The sequence below is a fragment of the Kushneria marisflavi genome (genome assembly GCF_002157205.1).
Lineage (GTDB): Bacteria > Pseudomonadota > Gammaproteobacteria > Pseudomonadales > Halomonadaceae > Kushneria > Kushneria marisflavi.
The window spans coordinates 2,304,022-2,327,523 of sequence record NZ_CP021358.1 but is presented as its reverse complement, the minus strand read 5'-3'; the positions used below and the strand labels follow the sequence as shown (position 1 = coordinate 2,327,523).

Annotated in this window: 19 protein-coding genes; 8 read left to right on the top strand and 11 right to left on the bottom strand. The window is 61.4% G+C overall.

Annotation, left to right across the window (positions count from 1 at the left end; translation table 11 throughout):
* The first annotated feature begins 21 nt into the window (after positions 1-21).
* The 3 genes from B9H00_RS10540 (at position 22) to B9H00_RS10530 (ending at position 4,435) form a co-directional block, all read left to right on the top strand.
* Entirely contained in the window at positions 22-2,289 is a 2,268-nt protein-coding gene (locus B9H00_RS10540) for a glycoside hydrolase family 3 C-terminal domain-containing protein (protein ID WP_086900625.1), read from the top strand.
* 75 nt (positions 2,290-2,364) lie between these two features.
* Positions 2,365-3,426, top strand: coding sequence for a PA0069 family radical SAM protein (locus B9H00_RS10535; protein WP_086900624.1), 1,062 nt, complete (start codon positions 2,365-2,367; stop codon positions 3,424-3,426).
* A gap of 28 nt (positions 3,427-3,454) precedes the next feature.
* On the top strand, positions 3,455-4,435 hold the full coding sequence (locus B9H00_RS10530) for a zinc-dependent alcohol dehydrogenase family protein (RefSeq protein WP_211329630.1): 981 nt from the start codon (positions 3,455-3,457) through the stop codon (positions 4,433-4,435).
* Positions 4,436-4,543: 108 nt separating this feature from the next.
* Here the strand turns inward: B9H00_RS10530 and B9H00_RS10525 are convergent, their stop codons facing one another.
* The 3 genes from B9H00_RS10525 to B9H00_RS10515 all read right to left on the bottom strand — a co-directional run bounded on the left by B9H00_RS10525 (position 4,544) and on the right by B9H00_RS10515 (position 7,884).
* On the bottom strand, positions 4,544-5,647 hold the full coding sequence (locus tag B9H00_RS10525; protein WP_086900623.1) for a Gfo/Idh/MocA family protein: 1,104 nt from the start codon (positions 5,645-5,647) through the stop codon (positions 4,544-4,546).
* A gap of 85 nt (positions 5,648-5,732) precedes the next feature.
* A complete protein-coding gene (locus tag B9H00_RS10520) occupies positions 5,733-6,968 on the bottom strand; it encodes a GGDEF domain-containing protein (protein ID WP_157663212.1) in 1,236 nt (411 codons plus the stop codon).
* A gap of 220 nt (positions 6,969-7,188) precedes the next feature.
* Positions 7,189-7,884, bottom strand: a complete 696-nt coding sequence (locus B9H00_RS10515) for a hypothetical protein (protein ID WP_086900621.1) — start codon at positions 7,882-7,884, stop codon at positions 7,189-7,191.
* A 212-nt stretch (positions 7,885-8,096) separates the two neighbouring features.
* On the opposite strand from B9H00_RS10515, the gene B9H00_RS10510 reads away from it, so the two are divergent.
* Together B9H00_RS10510 and B9H00_RS10505 are read left to right on the top strand one after the other, a co-directional pair.
* Positions 8,097-8,456 (top strand): translation initiation factor, encoded by a 360-nt coding sequence (locus B9H00_RS10510; protein ID WP_086900620.1) that lies wholly within the window; start codon positions 8,097-8,099, stop codon positions 8,454-8,456.
* Positions 8,457-8,458: 2 nt separating this feature from the next.
* Positions 8,459-8,878, top strand: coding sequence for a YbaY family lipoprotein (locus B9H00_RS10505; protein ID WP_086900619.1), 420 nt, complete (start codon positions 8,459-8,461; stop codon positions 8,876-8,878).
* Here B9H00_RS10505 and B9H00_RS10500 read toward each other — a convergent pair.
* Complete coding sequence (locus B9H00_RS10500) at positions 8,868-9,734, bottom strand: NAD-dependent protein deacetylase (RefSeq protein WP_086900618.1); 867 nt, start codon at positions 9,732-9,734, stop codon at positions 8,868-8,870. The two genes, B9H00_RS10505 and B9H00_RS10500, sit on opposite strands and share 11 nt — an antisense overlap.
* Positions 9,735-9,851: 117 nt before the next feature.
* Between B9H00_RS10500 and B9H00_RS10495 the strand changes: the two genes are divergently transcribed.
* The gene (locus B9H00_RS10495) at positions 9,852-10,766 is read left to right on the top strand and encodes an NERD domain-containing protein (RefSeq protein WP_086900617.1); all 915 of its coding nucleotides are present in this window, start codon (positions 9,852-9,854) and stop codon (positions 10,764-10,766) included.
* 154 nt (positions 10,767-10,920) lie between these two features.
* Positions 10,921-12,081 (top strand): MFS transporter, encoded by a 1,161-nt coding sequence (locus B9H00_RS10490; protein ID WP_086900616.1) that lies wholly within the window; start codon positions 10,921-10,923, stop codon positions 12,079-12,081.
* 118 nt (positions 12,082-12,199) lie between these two features.
* Here B9H00_RS10490 and betT read toward each other — a convergent pair whose 3' ends face one another.
* The 7 genes from betT to B9H00_RS10455 all read right to left on the bottom strand — a co-directional run bounded on the left by betT (position 12,200) and on the right by B9H00_RS10455 (position 21,563).
* Positions 12,200-14,260: a choline BCCT transporter BetT gene (gene betT / locus B9H00_RS10485; RefSeq protein ID WP_086900615.1), complete on the bottom strand. Its 2,061-nt coding sequence runs from the start codon at positions 14,258-14,260 to the stop codon at positions 12,200-12,202.
* Positions 14,261-14,508: 248 nt separating this feature from the next.
* The gene (locus B9H00_RS10480) at positions 14,509-15,546 is read right to left on the bottom strand and encodes a LacI family DNA-binding transcriptional regulator (RefSeq protein ID WP_086900614.1); all 1,038 of its coding nucleotides are present in this window, start codon (positions 15,544-15,546) and stop codon (positions 14,509-14,511) included.
* 58 nt (positions 15,547-15,604) lie between these two features.
* Entirely contained in the window at positions 15,605-17,236 is a 1,632-nt protein-coding gene (locus B9H00_RS10475) for a glycoside hydrolase family 13 protein (RefSeq protein ID WP_086900613.1), read from the bottom strand.
* 26 nt (positions 17,237-17,262) lie between these two features.
* Positions 17,263-18,384, bottom strand: coding sequence for an ABC transporter ATP-binding protein (locus B9H00_RS10470; protein ID WP_086900612.1), 1,122 nt, complete (start codon positions 18,382-18,384; stop codon positions 17,263-17,265).
* 49 nt (positions 18,385-18,433) lie between these two features.
* Positions 18,434-19,276 carry a carbohydrate ABC transporter permease gene (locus B9H00_RS10465; RefSeq protein WP_086900611.1) on the bottom strand — a complete coding sequence of 281 codons (843 nt, stop codon included), beginning with the start codon at positions 19,274-19,276 and terminating at the stop codon, positions 18,434-18,436.
* Complete coding sequence (locus B9H00_RS10460; protein WP_086900610.1) at positions 19,273-20,271, bottom strand: carbohydrate ABC transporter permease; 999 nt, start codon at positions 20,269-20,271, stop codon at positions 19,273-19,275. The genes B9H00_RS10465 and B9H00_RS10460 overlap by 4 nt, the downstream gene beginning before the upstream one ends.
* A 20-nt stretch (positions 20,272-20,291) precedes the next feature.
* On the bottom strand, positions 20,292-21,563 hold the full coding sequence (locus B9H00_RS10455) for an ABC transporter substrate-binding protein (RefSeq protein WP_086900609.1): 1,272 nt from the start codon (positions 21,561-21,563) through the stop codon (positions 20,292-20,294).
* Between the two features lie 259 nt (positions 21,564-21,822).
* Here B9H00_RS10455 and B9H00_RS10450 point away from each other — a divergent pair, with 259 nt between their 5' ends.
* Complete coding sequence (locus tag B9H00_RS10450) at positions 21,823-23,409, top strand: carbohydrate porin (protein WP_086900608.1); 1,587 nt, start codon at positions 21,823-21,825, stop codon at positions 23,407-23,409.
* Positions 23,410-23,502 lie beyond the last annotated feature (93 nt).

Sequence of the window (23,502 nt, the reverse complement as noted above, 5' to 3'; positions counted from 1 at the left end):
AGCGACAAGGACATCCAGCACATGCGCGACTGGCAGACACTGATCGAACAGATGACCCTGGAGGAAAAGGCCGGCCTGTGCTCGGGCGAGAACTTCTGGCGCACGAAAGCCATCGAGCGTCTGGGTATCCCCGCGATCAACCTCTCCGACGGCCCGCACGGGCTGCGCGCCCAGGGTGAGGAGCAGGATCATCTGGGCGTCAACGACAGCAAGCCGGCCACCTGCTTTCCCACTGCGGCAGGGCTTGCCAGCTCGTGGAGCATCGAGCGGCTCGAACAGCTTGGTGCCGCGCTGGGCGATGAAGCCCAGGCCGAAGGACTGCATGTGGTGCTGGGGCCGGGGGCCAACATCAAGCGCTCGCCGCTGTGCGGACGCAATTTCGAGTACTTCTCCGAAGACCCGCTGCTCTCCTCGCATCTGGCGGCCGCCCATATTCGTGGCACCCAGTCACGCGGCGTAGGCAGCTCGCTCAAGCACTTTGTCGCCAATAATCAGGAGCATCGCCGCATGTCGGTGGATGCCCGCATCGATGAGCGCACCCTGCGCGAAATCTATCTGGCAAGCTTTGAACATGCGGTGAAGCAGGCTCAGCCCTGGACGGTGATGTGCGCCTATAACCGGGTCAACGGCGATTACTGCAGCGAACATCGCAGGCTTCTGACCGATATCCTGCGCGATGAGTGGGGGTTCGAGGGGGTTGTGGTCTCCGACTGGGGCGCGGTCAACGAGCGCGTGCCCGGGCTTGAGGCCGGCATGGAGCTGGAAATGCCTGCCCCCATCGGCGAGCGCGACGCGCAGATCGCTGCAGCGGTCAGAGAGGGCCGCCTGGAAGAAGCGGTGCTGGATCGTGCCGTCGAGCGCCTGCTGCGCCTTATCTTTCAAGCCCATGATGCCCGCCTCGAGCAGGCACACTTCGACACCGAGGCCCATCATCAGCTGGCCCGCCACATTGCACGCGACAGCATGGTGCTGCTGCAAAACGATGGCACCCTGCCGCTGACGGACACACAGCGCGTGGCGGTGATCGGTGAATTTGCCGAGCGACCGCGCTATCAGGGTGGCGGCAGCTCACACGTCAACGCCACCCGCGTCGAAACCCTGCTGGAGGCGCTCAAGACCCGGAACGCGAGCTTTGACTATACAAAAGGCTTCGAGATTGACCGCGATGCGCCCGATCAGCCGCTCGAGCAGGACGCAGCGACCGCCGCAAGCCACGCCGACGTTGCCGTGCTCTGTCTGGGTCTGCCCGAGCGTCACGAGTCCGAAGGCTATGACCGTACGCATCTGAACCTGCCGGCCAATCAGCTCGCCCTGATCGAAGCGGTCACCCGCGCGCAGCCCAATACCGTGGTGGTGCTGGCCAACGGCTCACCGATCGCGATGCCCTGGGCCGGTCGGGTCAGCGCCATTCTGGAAGGCTATCTGGGCGGTCAGGCCGTCGGCGCGGCGCTGGCCGATCTGCTTTATGGCGAGGTCTCGCCGAGCGGCAAGCTGGCCGAAACCTTTCCGCGGCGGCTGGAAGACACACCGGCCTATCTCAATTTCCCCGGGGAAGGCGATGTGGTGCGCTACGGCGAGGGCATTTTTGTCGGCTATCGTCACTACGACACTCTGGGCACCGAGCCACTGTTTCCCTTCGGTCACGGGCTGAGCTATAGCCGCTTTGACTACGCCAACCTGGCGCTCTCTGCCAGCGTCTACGACGGTCAGGGCGCTCTGACGGTCAGCTGTGACATCACCAACAGCGGTGAGATCGAAGCCAGCGAGATTGTGCAGCTTTACCTGAGCGACCGGACGCAAACCGTGCCGGTGGCCGAGCAGACCCTGCGCGGTTTCGACCGGGTGACGCTGGCGCCAGGTGAGACCGCGCGAATCGAGCTGTCACTCACCCGTCGGGATTTCTGCTGGTATGACGCCGAGCGCGCCGAGTGGCGCCTGCCGACCGGCACTTTCGAGGTGCGCATCGGCGCTTCCTCGCGTGACATTCGTCTGAGCCGCTGCCTTGAAGTGCAGGGTGATGAGACGCCGCTGCCGGATATTGATCGCAACACCCTGCTGGGGGATTTACAGCGTCGCGACGACACCACCCGGGTACTGCGCGAGCACCTGGCCGACATTGCCGATGAGCTGCCGATGCTCAACGGTCTGATGGGGCGAAGCGGCGGTGACGACCTGATGGATGCCATGGGCCACTACCTGCCGTTACGGGCGCTGGTCTCCTTTTCGAGCTTTACCGAGGCGCGGCTCGAGACGCTGCTGAAGGATCTCGGAGCGCTGGCGTCACCGTAACGGTAAAGTCCGGGATGGCTTGGGTTCTCCCTAATATAGCTGTATATTTAAACAGTATTCAGGGAGAGCTTTGTCATGTCGGGTGGACCCATTATCGGCCGCGGTGCCAGCGGCAATCTGCATCACCGCTTTGAGCGTATTCACATCGAGGCGGTGGATGACGGCTGGTGGCAGGACGAGGCGCCTGCCAGCCGGGCCACCGAGGTGCGCCAGGAGCATAGCCGCACGGCCATCTCGCGCAACCAGTCGCCGGACATGCCCTTCTCCTCCTCACTCAATCCTTATCGGGGCTGCGAGCATGGCTGCATCTACTGCTTTGCCCGGCCCTCGCATGCGTACTGGGACCTGTCGCCGGGGCTTGATTTTGAAACGCGCCTGATCGCCCGTACCAACATGGCCGCCCTGCTGGCCGAGGAACTTGCCCGCCCCGGCTACGTCTGCGAGCCCCTGGCGCTCGGCGCCAACACCGATCCGTATCAACCCATCGAGCGCCAGCATCAGTTGAGCCGACAGCTGCTCAAGGTGCTGTTGCAACATCGCCATCCGCTCACGATCACCACGCGCAGTGCGCTGATCCTGCGCGATCTCGATCTACTCACCGAGCTGGCCCGCCATCGGCTGGTACGGGTCATTATCAGCTTTACCACGCTGGAGCCGGGCCTCAAGCGGATCATGGAGCCCCGGGCCGCTTCCCCCGGCACGCGCTTGAGGGTCATTCGCTCGCTCCGGGCAGCAGAAATCCCTGTCGGCATCATCACCGCGCCGATGATTCCCATGATCAACGACATGGAGCTCGAAAGGCTCTTGAAGGCAGGATTCGAGGCCGGCGCCACCAGCGCCGGCTATACCCTGCTGCGCCTGCCCCTTGAAGTGCGTCCCCTGTTCGAGCAGTGGCTGAGTGAGCATTTCCCGGAGCGGGCTGAACATGTCATGAGCCTGATTCGCCAGTCGCGTGGCGGACGCGAATACGACAACCGCTTTGGCCACCGTCTGCGTGGTGAAGGTCCCTTCGCCGACCTGCTCGCCCAGCGCTTTCGACTGGCCATTCGCCGCCTCGGGCTCAATCGGCGCCGCGAGGAAGAACGCCTCGATACCACACGATTTGCGCCGCCCCATCAGCAGATCGATCTGTTTTAACCACAATAATTCAAAAGGAGAATCTTCCATGACGGCTGCCAATGCCCACGTCGACATGTCGATCAATATGCCGGCCCCTGCGTTGCGTTATCACCGTTTTGGCTCACCGCTGAACGTCCTGCACCTTGAGCCACGATCCGACGGCCCCCTCGCCCGGGAACTCATGCGCGTGCGCATGCGCTGTGCGCCCGTCAACCCTTCGGATCTGATCCCGATTGCCGGCGCCTATCGTCACAGGATCACCCCACCACTGGTGGCCGGACATGAGGGCGTAGGCGTGGTGACCGAGGCATACGGACCATGGCAGGCGCTTGAGGGGCGCCGGGTGCTGCCGCTCCGCGGCCCCGGCACCTGGCAGCAATCGCTGGACTGCAATCCGGAACTGGCCATCCCCGTGCCTGACGATATCCCCGATCATGTGGCGGCGCGTGCCTGGATCAATCCGATGACGGCCATGACCATGCTTCAGCGCTGGCCGGTCGAGGGGTGTGATGTACTCCTGACGGCCGCCGGCTCAAACTGTGCTCGCCTTCTGGCGCAGTGGGCGCTGTGCTGTGGCGCCCGCTCGGTGACCGGCATCTGTCGCAGCGACCATCATCGCGAGGCGCTGACGGCCATGGGGGTCAATGTACTGGACCAGAAGGATCATGCCGCCATTGATGCTGCCGCCGCGCGCGCCAGACGCATCTTTGACGCGGCCGGCGGCCGGCTGGCTGATCGACTGCTGGCCGGCATGGCGCCCGACGGCGTATTTATCACCTATGGCCTGCTCTCCGGCGTGCCCATCAGCCCGCACCACATGGACGCTCGCATACGTCACTTTCATCTGCGCGATCACATTGCCGGACTGGACCGTTATCAGTGGCAGGAAAGCTTTAAAACGCTCTGGGCACTGTTGCGTGACATCGAGATGCCGGCAACACGGGATTTCAGGCTTACCGACTGGCGTCAGGCATTGATCTGGCACGACCGTCATCCAGAGGTAAAACCGATGCTGATTCTCTCCTGATCATGGCAACCTGCCCGGGCGATAGGCGGGCATGAAAAGGGCCGCCCGCTCGGGCGGCCCTTTTTGACCTGACGGGCCATGACAGGCCTGAACGTCATGGCGGCAGGCTCAATCGCCGCTGATGGTCTCAACGCTGACCACTTCCGGCGGCTCGACCGGCGTCAGTCGACGGACCTGATCCGGCCGAATGCGCTCACGGTAGTCGAGCGGTTCGAGCGTCTGTGGCTGACCGGTTTCCAGAGCCCGTTCGATGGCTTCCAGAATGCGCACGTCGCGCAGCCCTTCCGTGCCATCGGCTTCGGGGTCGATGTCATTGAGAATGCAGTGGGAGAAATAGTCCGTCTGCCCGCCGAACTGCTCGACCGGACCGGGCGAATGCGTGGTGGTTTTACCGTCAACGCTCAGGTCATAGTCGATCGAGACCGTTGGGCCAAACATGTAGCTGGGCCTTGCCATCAGCGCGCCGCGCTCGCCAATCACCGAGAGATGATTGTGGCCGCTGGTGGCGTAGCTGACGAAAAACTGGGCCAGCCGCCCTTCAGGAAACCGCAGGCTGACGGTCACGCTGTCATCGCAGGTGTAGTCACGCCCCGGAGTATTGTCACTCATGGCACTGACTTCGATCGGCTCGGCGCCGAAAAGATGGCGCACGGCATTGATCGGATAAGCACCCATGTCGGGCACCGGCCCGGCCCAGTAGCCGTGCAGGGCGCGATGGTTTTTCGGATTAAGGTCCTGAGTGAGCTGCGAGGAGAAGGTACGCGGCGCACCGATGGTGCCCTCTCGCATGTGCTGGATCATCTCCAGCGTGCCCGGCTCGTGATGCAGTCGATAGGCAATCATGAGCTTGGCATTACCGCGCTCGGCGGCCTCGATCATCGCCTGGCAATCTTCAATGCTGGTCGCCATCGGCTTTTCCAGCAGCACGTGAATGCCGGCACTCAGCGCCGGAACGGTGTCCTGGCGGTGACGGAAGTTGGGCGTGGCGATATAAACCGCGTCAATCTCGCCGGAGTTTAAAAGCGTCTCGTAGTCATCGTAGCCGTAGACCTTGAGGTTGTAGCGCTTGCCTAGCACCTCGGCCTTTTTGGGGTCGCCAGTCACCAGCGCCGTCATTTCCGAGTGATCGCTGGCCGCAATACCCGGCATGAATGCGCCCTGTGAAATTTCGCCACCGCCGACCACGGCGTAACGCACCCTTCCCTGTGCCATGTGAGCTCCTGATGTGTTCGTAAATGACAACGATCCCATCAAGCATGGCGCACGCTTTCGATACTGTCAGGCAGACCTGCGAGATTCACCCTGTATCAGGCCGTTCTCGGCAGGCACCCATATCCGGACGGGTCAGATCCTCGATGCTCACCCGGTTGCGCCCGGCCGCCTTGGCACGATAAAGCGCGGCGTCGGCCGTCTCGAAAAGCGCCTCAATATCCGAGGTTTCCGGACACCCCAACGCCACCCCGACACTAATGGTCATGACACTGGCCGTAGCGCTGTGATGATGTACCAGCGCCTGACGCTGCACGCTGGCACGCAGACGCTCGGCATAAAGGACCAGCTCATGACCGGTGATGCCCGGAATGAACACGGCAAACTCCTCACCGCCCATCCGCCCGACGCGCCCGATTGGTCGAGCGGCCTCCCTGAGCGCTCGAGCCACGCGCCTGAGCGCTTCATCACCGGCGCCGTGGCCGTAGTGGTCGTTATAGGTCTTGAAATGGTCGATATCGATCATGGCCATTGCCACCAGCGACCCTGGCGCCAGACGATCAAGGTCACCCGCGATGCCGGCATGAAAACCGCGCCGGTTGGCCAGCTCGGTCAGGGGATCAAGCGCGGCCAGACGCGCCAGCATATCGCGCTGCTCGGCTAGCAGGCGCTGTCGATACCGTTCACGCTCCATCAGCAGAAAGTGCCGCCGGCGATCATTTTCCAGCGCCCGATTGGCAAAGGTCGCAGGCCCGATGATCACAATGGCAATCATCAGATTATGCAGCTCAAGCGCCGGGTACATGAGTGGTCCGTGGGCAATCGCCACCGCCTGGATCAGCACCACAAAGGTGGCCAGTACCGCCACCAGTGATAGGGGAAGCGCCATGCTGATCACCATGAACATCAGCAGGGCGTAGCTGGCAAAGACAAATCCCAGCGCATTGACGGAGTCGGAGAGCACCACAAGCAGCGCCAGCAGCGCCACCACCACCAGATGAAAGCCACAGGCCACGACCTGCTGCAGGATCAACGCACAGCGCGTACGGCGAAGCCAGCAGACCACCATCAGTCCCAGCGGCAGGATGATGGCAAAACGAAAGGTCAGCGCCAGTTCAAGTCGGTCCGGAACGGCGAAAGCGTCACCCAGCGCAAAGGCCTCATAAAATCCCAGCCCGATGACTACGGACTTCGACAGGGCACGGCGACGCACGGTCAGGGTGGCGTCAGCAAAGGCGCGCGACAGTTCAGGGGGTATCGAAACCCGATCCAGCTGTCCTCCGCCCTCCAGGGCCTGATCCAGCTCGGTGGCATCATCCTGCATGGTGGTTTCCATTGTCCGCGGTACCGGCCTGCGGCGGTTGAATGCCTTGCCACTGCCGATAAGGGCGCGCCATCCTTCCATTGGAAAGGCCCCACCCGGGCCGGACAATTCAGGCGGGCATGAAGGACTTATCGACCGGGTCAATGGCGACCTTGAGACGCCGAATCACAGGCACAAAAAAGCCCCGCAAAAGCGGGGCAGGCCTCACGAGAAACCGGGATTAAAACGTGTATTCGATACCAATGACGGCGACCGGGTAGATGTTGTACTTGTTCAGCTCATCACGCAGATCATCTTCCTGTTCACGTACATACGGCTCTGCAAGCTGTCTGGCGGTAGCGCCGGTCGCAGGATTATCGAAGGCTTCGCCTCTGGGTGTCAGAGACACGCTGGGGTCGATCCAGAAAGCGCCGGCCTCGGCATAGAAGCCCAGCCCCTGCTTCGAACTGTTGCGCCAGCCGATGCCCAGATAGGGCTCAACACTATCGGAAAGCTTGCCGTGACCATTCAGGCGAGCGCTATCGGGATCCAGGGAAAGGCCGCCGATATCGTCAAATGTATCGTCCCCGGTATAACGACCAACGGCTCTGAGCTGAACATCGGGCTTGACCGCACCTGCCGAGATGAAAAAGCCGCTGTTCACCCACGGATAGATATCCAGCTTGAGGCTGTAGATATCCATGTCGACCTCACCCTTGTAGGTCACGTCGCCGTTGGTATGATCCAGATCATCATAGTTGTAGCCGCTGTAGCCTGCCGTCAGGGCGAAGTGATCATGAAAGCGCCAGCTCACATTGGCACCCAGACCGGTCGTACCGGCACTGCCGGCGACCGACCAGTGTTCTTCGGCGTTGGCGGCGGCGCTGGTGACCAGCAGCAGTGATCCGGTAATGACAGCGGTTGCGATACGTCGCATGACGAGCCCTCGTGGAGAATGATCAAAGTTCCGGTGCGTCGATGAACTCGACGTCATTGAATGATCATGAGTTTACCCAGCCCCCCCGGGATCAATTGAACAAAAAGGGCCGCTTTGGGTCTGTATTTCTCACGTGTAGACGCTCGTGCATTTCGAAGGACGCCGGCGCTGCGCTATTCTTGGGGGTTCATGAGGCAAGCAGGAGTCGGACAATGTCATCACTGCGCGATCAGTTGAGCTGCAAGGTGTATTCCACTGAAACCGGAGACATGCGCAAGCATGACGAGAATGATGCACAAAAGACGCAGGAAGCGGCGCGTCTGGCATCACTTGATGGCATCGTACGCCTCAAACGGGAAACGGCCGGCCGCAAGGGCAAGGGCGTGACCACCCTGCATGGCATACCGCTGCCGGATGATGAGCTGAAGCGCCTGATGCAGGCACTCAAGAAACGTTGTGGCAGTGGCGGGGCGCTCAAGGATGGGGTCGTCGAGATCCAGGGCGATCATCGCGATACGCTACGCGCCGAGCTGGAAAAGCGCGGCTATACCGTCAAACTGGCAGGAGGCTGAGCATGCAGATCCGCCGTTGTCGCCCCCTGCTGGCCGCCGCGCCACTGATCATGACCGGGCTTTTGAGCGGTTGCTCGCTGTTTGCCGGTGACCCCGATTTCGCCACGCTTTCGGGTAACGCGGTCAGTGACGAGCAGGCACCGATTGCCGATGATGCCCGGCTGGAGATTCGTCTGCTGGACATGACCCAGGGTCGCACCACTGTTGCCCAGGTCGATCAGAACACCCACGGCCGCTGGCCGGTGCCCTTCGCGCTGCAGTTTGACCGCCAGCGTATCGACAGCGACCGCCGTTACGCGCTCAGCGCGGCCCTGCTCGAAGGAGAGAGCACGCGCTATATGACTCTGGAACCGCTTCCGGTGCTGACCCACGGCGCCCTCTCACAGCAGGTGCGTGTGCCGCTGACCCCGGTCAACCGGTAATCCGCGAAGCGGGCGCGTCTGACAGCCCGTTCAGCAGGGCGGTCAGACTCTCATCGATCGGGGCCTCGCACTTGAGGGTATACAGCGTATCGGCGCGAGTATGCCCTCGATTAAGGCATGCCACCGGCATCCCCTTCGAGGCGGCATGTCGGGCAAAACGAAAGCCTGAAAACACCATCAGCGATGACCCCACCACCAGCAGGGCCTGGCTGTTATCGAGTATCGACATGGCCCGCTCAAGCCGTCCACGCGGTACATTGTCACCGAAAAAGACCACATCGGGCTTCAAGATGCCGTGCCCACAGCGTGGACAGTCCGGCAATCTGAAGGTCGAAAAGTCCACCTCATCGAGATAGGCATCACCATCCGGGGCAATCTCGGCCTCCATGCCCACCCAGTCGGGATTGAGCGTGGCCAGATGATCGTGCAGCACATGGCGTCTCACCAGCAGCTGACACTGCATGCAGCGCACCAGATCGGCTCGGCCGTGCAAATCCACGACCCGCCGGCTGCCCGCCTTCTGATGCAGACGATCAACGTTTTGCGTAATGATTCCCTCAATAACCCCCTGCGCTTCCAGCGCGGCCAGGGCCTGGTGTGCCCGCCCGGGCGTGGCGTGTGCGAGCAAACGAAAGCCAACCAGACTGCGCGCCCAGTAGCGCTGACGCCCCAAATGGCTTGTCATGTAGACCTGATGGGTCATGGGCGGCGGCCGCTTCCACTCGCCCTTTTCATCCCGGTAATCGGGAATGCCGCTGTCGGTACTGACCCCGGCCCCGGTCAGAACACACAGACGAGGATGGCGCCGTACCAGATCAATCAGTGCCTGTTGATCGGCACCCAATACACTACTCATGATGACTCCCTGTAACCTGACGGCCGAACGCAAAACGGTGTCAGCAAAATCTCTGCCGGGCATGGATGCCAACTCGACAGGACGCTAGACTAACCCTCAATCTATCGGGATGACGTCATGCGCTGGCTGGAATATCTACTTCCCCTGATTTTTCTGACTCCCCTGTTCGCCACCGCCGTCGTGGTGCTGGGACTTCGCCACCTTTTTCAGGACAAGCCCGGGTTTTCTCCCTCCGGCCAGCGGCTCAGACAGTCCGGCAACCGCTTCCGCGAGCGTCTGGCCGAAGCCCGCGTCAGACTCTTTCTGGCGGGGGCACTTGGCCCCATCCTTGCGATCACACCCTTGATCTACGGCATGGGACGCATGCTCTTTTCGTCCTATCAGGACTGGATCGAATGGAGCATCTATGGATTGGTCACCACGGTCGCAGCAATGATCGTGGGTGCTTTCATGATGGCACTTTCCTACCGGATTTCTAATCTTCGCCTGCGGCTGGCCGGCGCCATGAACGTGGCGCATGACCTGCAGGGCCTGTTGCGCGAGCAGCATCAGGGAACCTGCATATTTCATGACGTGCCTGCCGAGGGCTTCACCATTGACCATGTCGTGGTCACCGATCACGGTATCTTTTCCCTGCTGGTGCGCACCCGCCAGCCCGGCCCCGAAGCCGTCGCAAACAGCCCCCGAACGCTCAAGCTTGATGGGGAGCGCCTTGTTTTCCCTGATCGCGAAGAAACCCGCCCCACGCGCGAGGCTCAGCGTGCCCGGCGCTGGCTGCAGGAGCGTCTGAGCCGTGACTGCAAGCGAGAGGTGCCGGTCAAGGCCGTGCTGGCCATGCCGGGCTGGCATCTCGAGCGCGTCCGCGACAATGAGGATGTCAAAGTGGTGGGCGATAATGAACTGGTGAGTTTTTTGCAGCGCGGTGAACAGCCGGTGCTGCCACAGCCACTGCATGACGACGTCATCAAGGCACTGATTCGCCTGACCGATGATCATCAGACCCATCACGCCCTTTCGCCGACAGGACGCTAGTCCGAATCGACAACCAGCGTGCATGATGGCTGCATGTCAGACACCACAGAACAGCAATAACCCTTTCCAACCATCGCCTTGATGCAGACAGGGCGCCCCTGCCGACGGGCAGTCACGGGCGCACCCTGTCGAACCATGTGACAAGGAGTGCTTCATGAGTGACCCTGCCGGCGAGAGCATGACGGCTCATGCGCCCGCCAGCCGCGCCGCCATTGCCTGGTTTTTTGCCCTGTCGGGACTGTCCTTTTCCAACTGGGCGGTGCGCATTCCGGATATTCGTAATCTGCTGGAGCTGTCTCAATCCCAGCTTGGCGCCCTGCTGCTGTGTCCGGTGATCGGGTCGCTGGGCCTGACGCTGCTGTCGAACTATCTCAACACACGCTTTGGCAGTCGACGCATGACGCGTGTGGCTGCCTGCGCCATCGTGGTCTCACTGGTGCTGATCGGCGCGGCGGTTTCAATGCTGACGCTGGGTCTGGCGCTGGTGGTGTTTGGCGCTGGCATGGGGCTGCTCAATATCGCCATGAACGATCAGGCGGCCACCCTGGAGCGGCGTTACCGACGCTCCATCATGTCCTCCTTTCACGGGCTGTTCAGCCTGGGCGGCATGGCCGGCTCGCTGGTGGGCGGAGGGCTGGCCACGCTGGGGCTGACCCCGCGCTGGCATCTGCTGCTGGTGGCTGGTCTCTTGATGGTGGGCATTCTGATCAGCCATCGCCATCTGCTGGCCCCGCCACCACGCGCCGAGCGCCCGGTCGGCGCCCTCTTCGTGCGTCCGAAGGGCCGGGTCTGGCTATTGGGCATCATTGCCGCAGCCGTGGTCTTTATCGAAGGATCGATGGCGGACTGGTCGGCGCTCTTTCTCACCGAGCTGGGTGCCTCACGTGGGCATGCCGCCCTCGGGCTTGCCGTATTTACCGGCACCATGGCCGTTGGCCGCCTGCTGGGAGATCGCTGGCTGGATCGGGTGGGCGCCATACGCGCACTCGAGATTGGCAGCGCACTGGCCCTTGTCGGACTGGGGCTGGCCATTGTAGCGGCCAGCCCCATGGCCGCCCTGGCGGGGTTTGCGCTGGCCGGCATTGGCATGTCGACCCTGTTTCCGTGTCTTTTGAGCCTGGCCGGGCGCAATCGATCAATGTCTCCTTCAGGGGCAATCGCATCGGTCGCCATGCTGGGCTATCTGAGCATGCTCGGCGGCCCGCCGATGCTGGGCTTTCTGGCAGAAGCCATCACGCTGCATTACGCCTTTGTGGCGCTGGTCGTGGCCGCAGCGCTTGCCATCGCGCTGGCGCGTCCGGCCGCCCGTTCCTGATCTCAAGGATCATTGACGTCCGAACCATGAAACAGGCCGTGCCCGTGATACCGCACTCATGACAAGGGGCCCGACCATGATGATCGGACCCCTTTTGTTGTCAGCAGACACGGTCTTCTCAGACCGGCGGCTGCTCCGGGCTGTCCGGCATGTTGATGCTGCCGGGTTCCATACGGTTGAGATGCAGAAACTGCAGGTGGCGCTCGTACTGATCGAGAATGTCGTCGATCACCTGCTGCTCGCTATAGCCCATTAGATCGTACCCCTGACTCCCTTCCAGAAGGTGCACTTCAAGGCGGTAGTAATTGCTTGAAGCCTTTCGGGTACGCATGGCAAAGGCCGGCGTGGCAAAGGCACGCGTCCAGACCTGATAGGTGAAGTTCTGCTCCTCACCAAAATCGACGTTGAGTGCCAGATAGTCATGCTCATTCTGCTCGCCGCCGTTGACGTGAACCCCCACATCCTGATGCTCAAGCCGATCCTTGATGGCCATCATGGCCGGGCGAACGCGCTCTTCAAGAAAGCCCTGCGCTTCACTGCGATCCGGGAAATTCATCGCCCGATCAAGACGCTGCTCCCAGTTGCCACGACCACCACGACTGCTTCCCATGCGCCCGGACAGGGACCCGGCCAGACTCAGGCGATAGCTTTCCTCCTTGAAGGCCTCGACCTTGAGCGCCTTGTAGAGCCCCGCCATCATGAAAAAGAGCACGACCGAAAACGGCAGGCCCGTGATCACCACCGCACTTTGCAGCGTGGAGAGTCCACCGGCCAACAGCAGCGCCAGGGTCAGAATACCGATCACCGCCGACCAGAGAATGCGCATCCAGACCGGTGCATCGCTGCTGACATCCTTGAGAACCGAGGTGAAGTTGGACAGCACCAGGGCGCCGGAGTCGCCCGAAGTGACAAAGAACACGATCGCCAGAACGCTTACGGCAATCGTGGTCACTACCGGGAAGGGGTACTCCTGCAGGAAGAGATAGATGCCCGACGGCGGATTAGCCATGACCTGCTGACCGAAATCGGTCGCACCGTTGATCGCCATGTCGATGGCGCTGTTCCCCAGCAGTGACATCCAGATCATCATGAAGGCGATCGGCAGCGTCAGCGTGCCGGCCACAAAGGTACGGATGGTGCGCCCACGTGAGATACGCGCCAGGAAGAGGCCGACAAACGGGCCCCATGCAATCCACCAGGCCCAGAAGAACAGCGTCCAGCCATTGAGCCATTCCGTCGGGCGATCAAAGGCGTAGGTGTCAAACGACATCCTCACGAAAGAGGAGAGATAATCGCCGATGTTCATCACCAGCGCATTGAGCAGGAAGATGGTCTTGCCGGCAAAGAGCACAAACAGCAACAGCGCCACGGCCAGCAGAATGTTGAATTCAGACAGCCGACGGATGCCCCGCTCGACCCCGGTGACTGCAGAAATGGTGGCAAACAGCACGATCATCAGCACCAGAATGGTCTGGGTCCAGGCGCTCTCGGTAATGCCAAACATGAAATTCAGCCCGTAGTTGAGCTGAATGACCCCGATGCCAAGACTGGCCGCGATCCCGAACACGGTCCCCAGTACCGCCGCGATGTCCACGGCATGACCGATGGGGCCATAGATTTTCTTGCCAAAGATGGGATAGAGCGCGCTCGAGATGGTGAGCGGCAGATTATGGCGATAGCTGAAAAAGGCCAGCGACATCCCGACCAGCGTATAGATCCCCCAGCCCGAAAGCCCCCAGTGCAGAAAGGTCAACTGCATGGCGTACCGCGCGGCCTCGATCTGATCCTCGGGCGCGCCGGGTGCCTTATAGAACTGCGTCAACGGCTCGGCCAGAGCAAAGAAGATCACGCCAATCCCGATCCCGGCGGAAAACAGCATGGCCGACCAGGAAAAGATATTGAAATCCGGGCGGGCGTGCTCCGGCCCCAGACGGATCTTGCCAAAGCGGGAGACACCAAGAAATATGACGAAGGCGAGATAGACGACAACGGTCAGGAAGTAGTACCAGCCAAAAGTGTTGGCGATCCAGCCCAGAACGGCGTTGATGACCCTGTTGGCCTGTTCTGTGGCGATCATCGCCCATAGCGAGAACCCCACAATGCCTATGAACGATCCGTAAAAGACGGTCTTGTTGAGTCTGTCCTCTGAAGAGGAGTGATCCCTGGTTGCTTCACTCATGTGTCTTCCTGATTGATATTGGAAATTGGAAGAGAGCCCGGAAAACGTTTGATGCTGCCTCTTCTCGGTGTTGGTTCAGAGCGACATTAGCCCAGTTTGAACCATCGTTCAAAAAAAAGCTTATCGGAAAGCGAAATTTTGGAAAGGCATGATTATCCGGGAAGACGCGAAGTGCGTACCGATAATAGACAACCCTGTACCGGCAGAGAGTTACAGTTTCAGGCACGGGGAGCTCGGAGCAACGAAGGTCAGGTGTCGCCGTAGATCAGCCAGACGGGGTGCGCCACATCGTGTTCCCGGCATTCGCCGGTCACCATGCGCGCGGCCTTGACCCCCTTGGCGTGGCTGTCCTGATACACCGTGGTCAGCATGGGTCGGCGGCGCTGACCTTCGGCAATGCCATCAAAGCCGGTCAGTCGTAACGTTTCGGGTACGGCGATTCCGCGCTGCTCGGCCAGCGTCAATGCCGTGAGCGCCAGTCGGTCCGACATGCACAACAAAAGATCCGGGCCGGACTCGTCCAGCAGCGTTTCGATGACCGGCGCGGCAGCCTCAAAGGTATTACCGGCAACGTTCCACAGCGGCACCTGATCCGGGTCGTGACCGGCCTCCTCGAGCGCCTGATCAAATCCGGCCAGCCGCTCCATGGCCACCGAATTGGGTTGGGACCATTGCGAACGACGCGCCAGCCGCCCACCCGGTGCATCCAGCGTCATGCGCAGGGCCAGAATGGCCGGGCGACGCGCGCCGCCGGCCAGTGCATGACGGGCGATGGTCAGCGCCCCGGCACGATGATCGATCCGGACCGAGGCCAGTCCCGGCAGACGCATGTCCACGGTCACCAGCGGCTGATGCTGATGGCGCAGCAGCGCCAGCGTCCCCGCCTCGGGGATTGAGCCATAAACCAGATAGCCATCGGCGACGCCATTGAAGGAAGCCCCCTGCCGATCCGTTTTGGCCGCGTCGGTCAGCAGCAGCATGTGATACCCCAGCCCATCAAGCACCTCGGCAATGCCGGCCAGCAAGCCGCCGGCGACGCTGTCACCAAGGCTGTAACCCAGACCATCCGAGAGCATCACACCGATAACGCAGGTACGCCCGGTGCGCAGCGTTTGGCCCTGACGGCTTGGACCGTCATATCCCAGCATTCGGGCCGCCGTCAGGATCTCCTCGCGACGCTTTGACGAGAGCTGATCAGGCCGATTAAAGGCGTTGGAAACCGTGGCCGTCGACACGCCCAGATGCGCTGCGACCGCCTTGAGCGTCATGGGACGACGTCGACTCATGCCCTGCCCCGAGGAGCAGCGTCTCGCCAGTCATGCCCATCCGGTCCTGCTGAAATGATCAAGGCGTCGTCATCCAGACAGCCGCATTGCCGGCCAGCTGACCGTTGACGACGCCGTCCGTCACGCTCTGCAGGGCCACCTGCCCCTCGGGCAGCGCCACCGGTGTCTCGCCCAGATTCAGCACCAGGGTCACGCCGCCATTGGTCAGACTCAGCACGTCCTGGCGTGACGTCGCCTGCCAGACCAGTTCGCCATGGCCCAGCCCGTATTCGTGGCGCATGGCCAGCAGCCGGCGATAGAGTTCGAGCGTCGAGTGCTCATCTTCCAGCTGAAGATCAGCAGCATAGCGGGCGTAGCTTTCCGGCTGCGGCAGCCAGCACTCGCCGGTGGTGTTGAAGCCAAAGGCCGGTGCATTGGCACGCCAGGGAAGCGGCACTCGGCAGCCGTCGCGACCGAGCTGCTCGCCGTTGGTGCGATGAAAGGTCGGGTCCTGACGATAGCGCGCCGGCATGGTGGTGTGATCCGGAAGGCCCAGCTCCTCGCCCTGATAGAGATAGGCCGAGCCTGGAAGGGCCAGCGTCAGCATGATCAGGGCGCGTGCCCGACGCAGCCCCAGCGCCTCGTCAGGCTGTTCGCCGTCGGCATCGATACCGTTGGGCCGCGCCCCCGGGTGCGACAGCCCCAGCCGCGAGGCGTGACGCACGCCGTCATGGTTGGACATCACCCAGGTGGTAGGAGCCCCGACCGCACCGTAGCTTTCAAGCGAGATATCGATGACTTCCCTGAGTTTTTCAGCATCCCAGGGAGCCAGCAGATAGTCAAAGTTGAACGCCTGCTGCATCTCGTCAGACCGCACGTAACGCGCAGTTCGCGCCGGTGGATGTACCCAGGCTTCGGCCACCATCATCCGGTCACGGCCGAATTCGCTCAGCACCCGATTCCAGCGACGATAAATCTCGTGCACCTCTTCCTGATCCCACATGGGGCCGCGGTTGCCGCCCTCGATCATTTCCTGACTGCCTTCCCAGTCCGGCAGTTCCGGTGCCTTGATCATGCCGTGAGCGACATCGATGCGAAAGCCATCCACCCCGCGCTCGAGCCAGAACCGCAGCACGTTGTCGAACTCTTCGAGCACTTCGGGATTGCGCCAGTCAAGATCGGGCTGACGCGTATCAAACAGGTGTAGATACCATTCGCGCTCACCCGGCACCTGCGTCCAGGCCGGGCCGCCAAAGACACTTTGCCAGTTGTTGGGCGGCTGCTCGCCGTTATCACCGCGACCCTCGCGAAAAATGTAGCGCGCCCGCGCCCGGCTGCCGGAAGGCGAAGCCAGCGCCTCCTGAAACCAGACGTGCTCGCTGGAAGTGTGGTTGGGCACGATGTCGACGATGATTCTCATGGCCCGCTCGTGGGCTCCCGACAGCATCGAATCGAAATCCTCGAGCGTGCCGAATAGTGGATCGACGTCGCGATAATCGGCCACGTCATAACCGGCATCCGCCTGGGGGGAGCGGTAAAAGGGCGACAGCCAGAGCGCATCGACCCCCAGATTGGCCAGATAATCGAGTCGCTGGATAACGCCGTTCAGATCGCCGATGCCGTCGCCGCTGGCGTCCATGAAGCTGCGCGGATAGATCTGATAGATCACGGCGTCATGCCACCACTGTGGCCGGGAATGCTGTTGAGTCATATGGGAGTCCGTCGTGTGGGGAAAAATCAGGACATGGTGGCCGACACCCTGGTCTCACTGGCGTCGACCGGCGGCAACGCCCGGCCCTCCTGGTCAAAAAGATGGGCGCGATGGGGGGCGAAATCCAGAGTGACGCGATCACCGCGTGCAAAGGGCGCCGGGGCCTCGGTGCGACATACCAGCGCTTCGCCTTCCGGGGCTTCCAGATAAAGATAGGCCTCACTGCCCAGATACTCGACGTTGAGGATCTTAAACCCGGCCTCACCTTCCGCTGCTACCGGGGCTAGATGCTCCGGACGCACGCCCAGCGTCAGGGACGCTTCTCGCTCGCCGGCCGGTAATTGACGTGGCAGCACGTGCTCTCCGAGCCCGGGAATGCTGATCCGACAGCCTGCATCGCCCTCGGCGCGCGCCGCCACGGAGAGGAAATTCATTTTGGGTGAACCGATAAAGCCGGCGACAAAGCGCGACGCAGGCTGCTCGTAAAGCTCGCGTGGCGAGCCGGTCTGTTCGACGTGCCCTGCCCTGAGCACCACGATGCGATCGGCCAGCGTCATCGCCTCGACCTGATCATGGGTGACATAGATCATGGTGGAGCCAAGGCGCTCGTGCAGGTGAGCAATCTCGTTGCGTGTCTGCACCCGCAGTGCGGCGTCCAGGTTGGACAGCGGCTCGTCAAACAGCAGAATTTTCGGTTCACGTGCCATGGCCCGTCCGATTGCCACACGCTGGCGCTGACCGCCGGAGAGTGCCTTCGGCAACCGGTCCAGCAGGCCATCGAGCTGCAGGATCTTCGCAGTCTGGCGTACCCGCTCATCCACCGTCTGCCGATCGGATTTCGCAAGTTTCAGGCCGAAGGCGATATTGTCATACACGCTCATGTGCGGATAAAGCGCGTAGGACTGAAACACCATGCCGATGCCACGCTCCGGTGGCGTGAGGTGATTGACCCTCTGGCCATCGATATTGAGATCGCCATGAGTAATTGATTCAAGGCCTGCGATCAGACGCAGCAGGGTCGACTTGCCACAGCCCGAGGGGCCGACAAAGACAACGAATTCGCCATCACCGATATCGAGCGACACATCCTCGATCACCCGGGTCGAACCAAAGCGTTTATTGACCTTCTCAAGCATCACGGAAGCCATGTGTCTCTCCTGCAGATCGCCGCGCCCGGGCGCGGCGAAGGGTTCGGTATCAGCCCTTGACGGCCCCGGCGGTGAGTCCGGAGACAATACGGCGCTGGAAGATCACCACCAGAATCACCAGTGGCACGGTGACGATCACCGAGGCCGCCATGATCGGCCCCCAGGGCAGTTCGTACTGACTGCCACCGGAAATCAGCGCGATCGCCACCGGCACGGTGCGCTGGCTGTCGGTCAGCGTGAAAGTCAGGGCAAACAGAAACTCGTTCCAGGCCGCAATGAAGGCCAGAAGCCCGGTGGTGGCCATGGCCGGCCACAACAGCGGCATGAACACCTTCGTCAGCGTCACCCAGGGCGAGGCACCATCGACAATGGCCGCTTCTTCAAGCTCATCGGGGAGCTGACGCATGAAGGTGGTCAGAATCCATACCGTAAACGGCAGGGTAAAAATGGTGTAGCTCAGGATCAGTCCGCCCGGTGAGTTGTAGAGATCAAGCGTGCGAATCACCTCGAAAAGTCCGGAAAGCACCGCCACCTGAGGGAACATCGACACGCCCAGCACCAGCATCATGACCGTGGTACGACCGCGAAAGCGCACCCGTCCGAGCGCCCAGGCAGCGGTCAGCCCCAGCAACAACGCGATGATCACAACGCTGACGGCCACGATCACCGAATTGCGGATGGCCGCCAGAAAGGCCGGCTGGGAGAGCACCGCGACATAGTTGGAAACATCGAGGCTGTCGACCCAGTAGCTCACTTCAAACAGCTGGCTTGAAGGTTTCAGCGAGGTAATGACCGCGTAGTAAAAGGGAAAAATGGCGTAGAGCATCAAAACGCCCACCAGCATCCAGAAACCGATTTTCAACACGACGGCTTTAAGGATACGTAGCCTCATGACTCTCCTCCCAGCTGGCGGCGTCCCAGATAGAGATAGACCACCGTGACCAGCGCGATAATCATGAACAAAAGCGTTGACGCCGCACTGCCATACCCCACGTCCTGAAACTCGACCAGCTGCTGGCGGGCATAGATCGACATGGTCATGGTCGAGGCAGCATTGGACGTCAGCACGTAGATCACATCGAACACGCGCAGCGCATCCAGTGCCCGAAAGATCACCGCTACCAGCAGTGCCGGCGTGATCAGAGGCAGCGTGACACGGAAAAACACTCGTACCGGATGAATGCCGTCGACCTTCGCGGCTTCATAGCAGTCGCTGGGCAACATCTGAAGGGCTGCGAGCACTAAAAGCGCCACGAAAGGTGTGGCCTTCCAGACATCGACCATGATGACGGCCCACATGGAGAGACTGGCGTCTGCCGTCCAGGACAGCGGCGCGTCAATTACTCCGATACCCAGCAGCATGTGATTGATGATCCCGAACTGATCGTTGAGCATCCATGCCCAGATCTTGGCCGATACCACGGTGGGGATCGCCCAGGGAATCAGCATCGCAGCGCGCACCAGCGTGCGGCCGCGAAAATGAGCGTTGAGCACCAGCGCCACGATCACGCCCAGCACCGCCTCGAGCGATACCGACACCAGGGTGAAGTAGAGCGTATTCCAGACCGACTGCCACCATAGCGGATCGGCCAGAATGCCGTACCAGCCGTTATCGAAGACCAGATAGTTCTCCAGCCCGATAAAGTGCGCACCCTCAAGGCTTGAGAGACTGGCATCGGTCAGGCTGAACCAGAAGGTGCGAAACAGCGGCCAGCCGGCGACCGCGGCCAGCACGATCAGCATGGGCGTGAGAAAAAGCCAGGCCGCGCGCACCCGCTGACGCCGCACCCGGGTACCGCGCTCGCGACGTAGCGATCCGGACGCCCTGCCATCGCGGGCGTAACGGGCATTGTCAGACAGCGCGCTCTGCGATTCTCGTACGGTCATGGTGTGATCCCCCGGCCCCTTTACCAGCGACGGCGCTTGATACGCTCAAGCTCTCCCTGGAGACGCTCAAGCCCCTGATCGGCAGCGACATTACCGGAAAGCACTTCATGGACGGTGTTGAAAAAGGCATTGGAGACGCGCGGATAGTTGTCGCCGGTGACGGCCGCCGGACGCGGTACTGCCGAGGTAAAGGTGTCATAGAGCGTGCCGAAAAAGGGCACCGCGGCCAGCACCTCATCATCCTGATAGAGCGCCGGCAGGGTCGGGTTATAGGCCCCGTCAATGGCGCGGCGCTTTTGCTCATCAAACGAGGTCAGAAAGGCGACCAGATCGGCGGCCATGTCCGGGTTATCACTGTAACGCGATACCGCCAGGTTCCAGCCGCCCAGTACGCCCGCGCTCTCTCCGTCCGGGCCTCCGGCGGGAAGCGGGGCAACCTCGACCTTGTCACGGATGCTGCTCTGCTCCGACTGCACGAGATCCCAAGCATAGGGCCAGTTGCGCATGAACAGGGCATTGCCTGACTGGAAGACGCCGCGCGCCTCCTCTTCGGTGTAATTGAGTACGCCGTGTGGCGAAATATCGTCGATCCAGCCGGCCGCCTGTGACAGTGCCCTGACCGCCTGAGGGTTGTTGACGGTGATGGTGCCATCATCGTCCACGATGGTGCCCCCATCGGGGTAGCTGGCAATCCATTCCAGTGCATTGACGGTCAGCCCTTCATAGGCGCGCCCCTGAAACACGTAGCCCCAGAAATCCTTGTGGCCGGCCTTGCGCTCGCCGGCCTGTACAGTGTGCGCCGCCTCGGTCAGCGCCTCCCAGGTGGCAGGCACCTCAAGGTCATATTTCTCGAGCAGATCCTTGCGGTAATAAAGCACGCCGGCATCGGTAAACCAGGGCATCGCCACCAACTGGCCATCGACGGTGTTGTTGTCGACGATGGCCTCGAAAAAGCCATCAGTGGCCCCCTTGGGCAGATGCTTATTCAGATCAATCAGATGCGGCGCCAGCATGCCGGGCCAGACCACATCGATCTGGAACACGTCGATATCGCCGGAGTGCGAGCCGAGAATCTGCTGATAAAGCGACAGCCGTTCGGTGGCCGAATTGGGCGTGGAGACCACCTCGACGCTATGACCGCTTTTGGCTTCCCAGCGTTCGACACCAGCCTGACAAAGCTGTAGTTCGGCACCCACGGCGCCACACGAGATGGTGAGATCAGCGGCCTGAGCCTGTGAAATCCCGCCAAGGACCATCAATACAGAGCCTGCACATATCAATCCGGATTTCATGACAACGCCTCCGAGGCTGCAACATCAAACGGCTGTCTTAATCGTTTAAGTCAAACTCAAAAGGTACGTTTCGCTGCACGTTAGCGACATTGGACAATGGATTGATAACCTTTTGTCATAGAGACGAATGTATGAGTGAAAGCTTATCTTCTCCTCGGTAAGTTCCCTTTACGATCCCGCGCCCGGCGCATCCATAACAAGACTTTCGATCCCTCGAGCAGCCGGATCACGACAATAATCACGAACAAGGGACACCCTCATGCCTTCGCCTCATCGCTTCACGCGTCATCCACTGGCTGTTGCCGTCGCGCTGGCCCTGGCGCTGCCCACCGGTGTCAGCGCCGCTGACAAATCCATCGAAGAACGTCTGGCTGAGCTCGAAGCGCGGGTGGCCGCCTCGGAGCAACGGGCCAGTCAGGCCGAGCAGCGTGCCGACCGGGCGGAAGCGGCGCTGGAAAGACAGCAAAGCTCGCCGCAACTGGTGCAGCAATCCGCTGGGGAAGAGGAACTTTCGGCAGGCAGCATCCCTTCCGAAGTGCGCGAGGAAGAAGGCGAAGGCGAAGGGCTGTCCATGAGTGTCTATGCCCGTTCAGGCCTTTTGATCGGCAGCGATCGCAAGAGCGCGCCCGGCGGACCCTACCTGACGCCGGCCGGTCGCTCGGGCGGTGCCGTGGGTCGACTGGGCAATGAACCGGACACCTACGTTGAAACGGTCCTTGATTACAATCAACGCTTTGAAAACGGCGCCCATTCGCTCTATCGCATCATGCTGGCCGATGGCACCACTACCAGCAACGACTGGACCGCCGATGAATCGGATCTTAACGTGCGCCAGGCCTTTGTCGAGTTCAGCGATCTGCCGAGCTTTACCGGCGCATTTGAAAACGCCTCGATCTGGGCGGGCAAGCGCTTTGACCGCGACAACTTCGATATCCACTGGCTCGACAGCGATATCATCTTCCTGGCCGGCACCGGTGCGGGGATCTATGACATCAGCGTGACCGACGGCTGGGATACCAGTTTCTCGCTCTATGGCCGCAGCTTCAGCAACTATCCCGTCGTCACCGATGAGCAGCCTGATCTGCAGGGCGATACCGACAACCTGGTTCTGACGTCCAACAACCGCTTCGGCCCTTGGCAGTGGATGGTCAGCGGCATGTCGGCCAACGACAACGACGAGCGGGACAATGATCCCCGCGGCGGCATACCGGGCGACAACGTCGCCGAAGACGGCTTCCATACCATGCTGGCCTACCACGGCGACAGCTTCTTTGGCATGGGTGAAGGCACCTTCAAGGCCGCTCTGATGTACGGCCACGGGCTGGGCGCCGAGGTCAAGGCACTGGGGTCTGACGGCAATCTGACCGAGGATGCCAACACCGGCCGACTGGCCATCTACGGCACCACCTATCTCGCGCCCAAATGGCGCATTGCCCCGGCGCTGCTGGCCCAGACCAGCCACGACCGCTACGCCGATGGCGACCGCTACGACTGGGTCACCCTCAGCGCTCGGCTGGCCAACGAGCTGACCGACAACTTCGAGATGCAGTACGAGGCGAGCTACCAGTGGATGGATCTAGACCCCTCGGGGTATGGATATGAAGATGGCAACGGCAATCCTCAGGTCTTTCAAAGCGTCAACGGCGGCTATACCCGTCTGACTGTAGCCCCGACCTTCAAGCCGCAGGTCGGCGGCTTCTGGAATCGCCCCGAGATCCGCCTGTTCGCCACCTGGAGCGACTGGGACGATGACCTCAACAACTTCTCCAATGATGACGCACTGGGCAGCGACGGCTTTACCGGCAGCGAGTGGACCTTCGGCACCCAGATGGAGGTATGGTTCTAAAAGAACGCGGAATTTCCAACGAAAGACGCGGGGTGCGGCCATGCCGCACCCCGCGTTTTTTTGGTCCTGATCTGCCCTGCGCCTGCTTTTTTG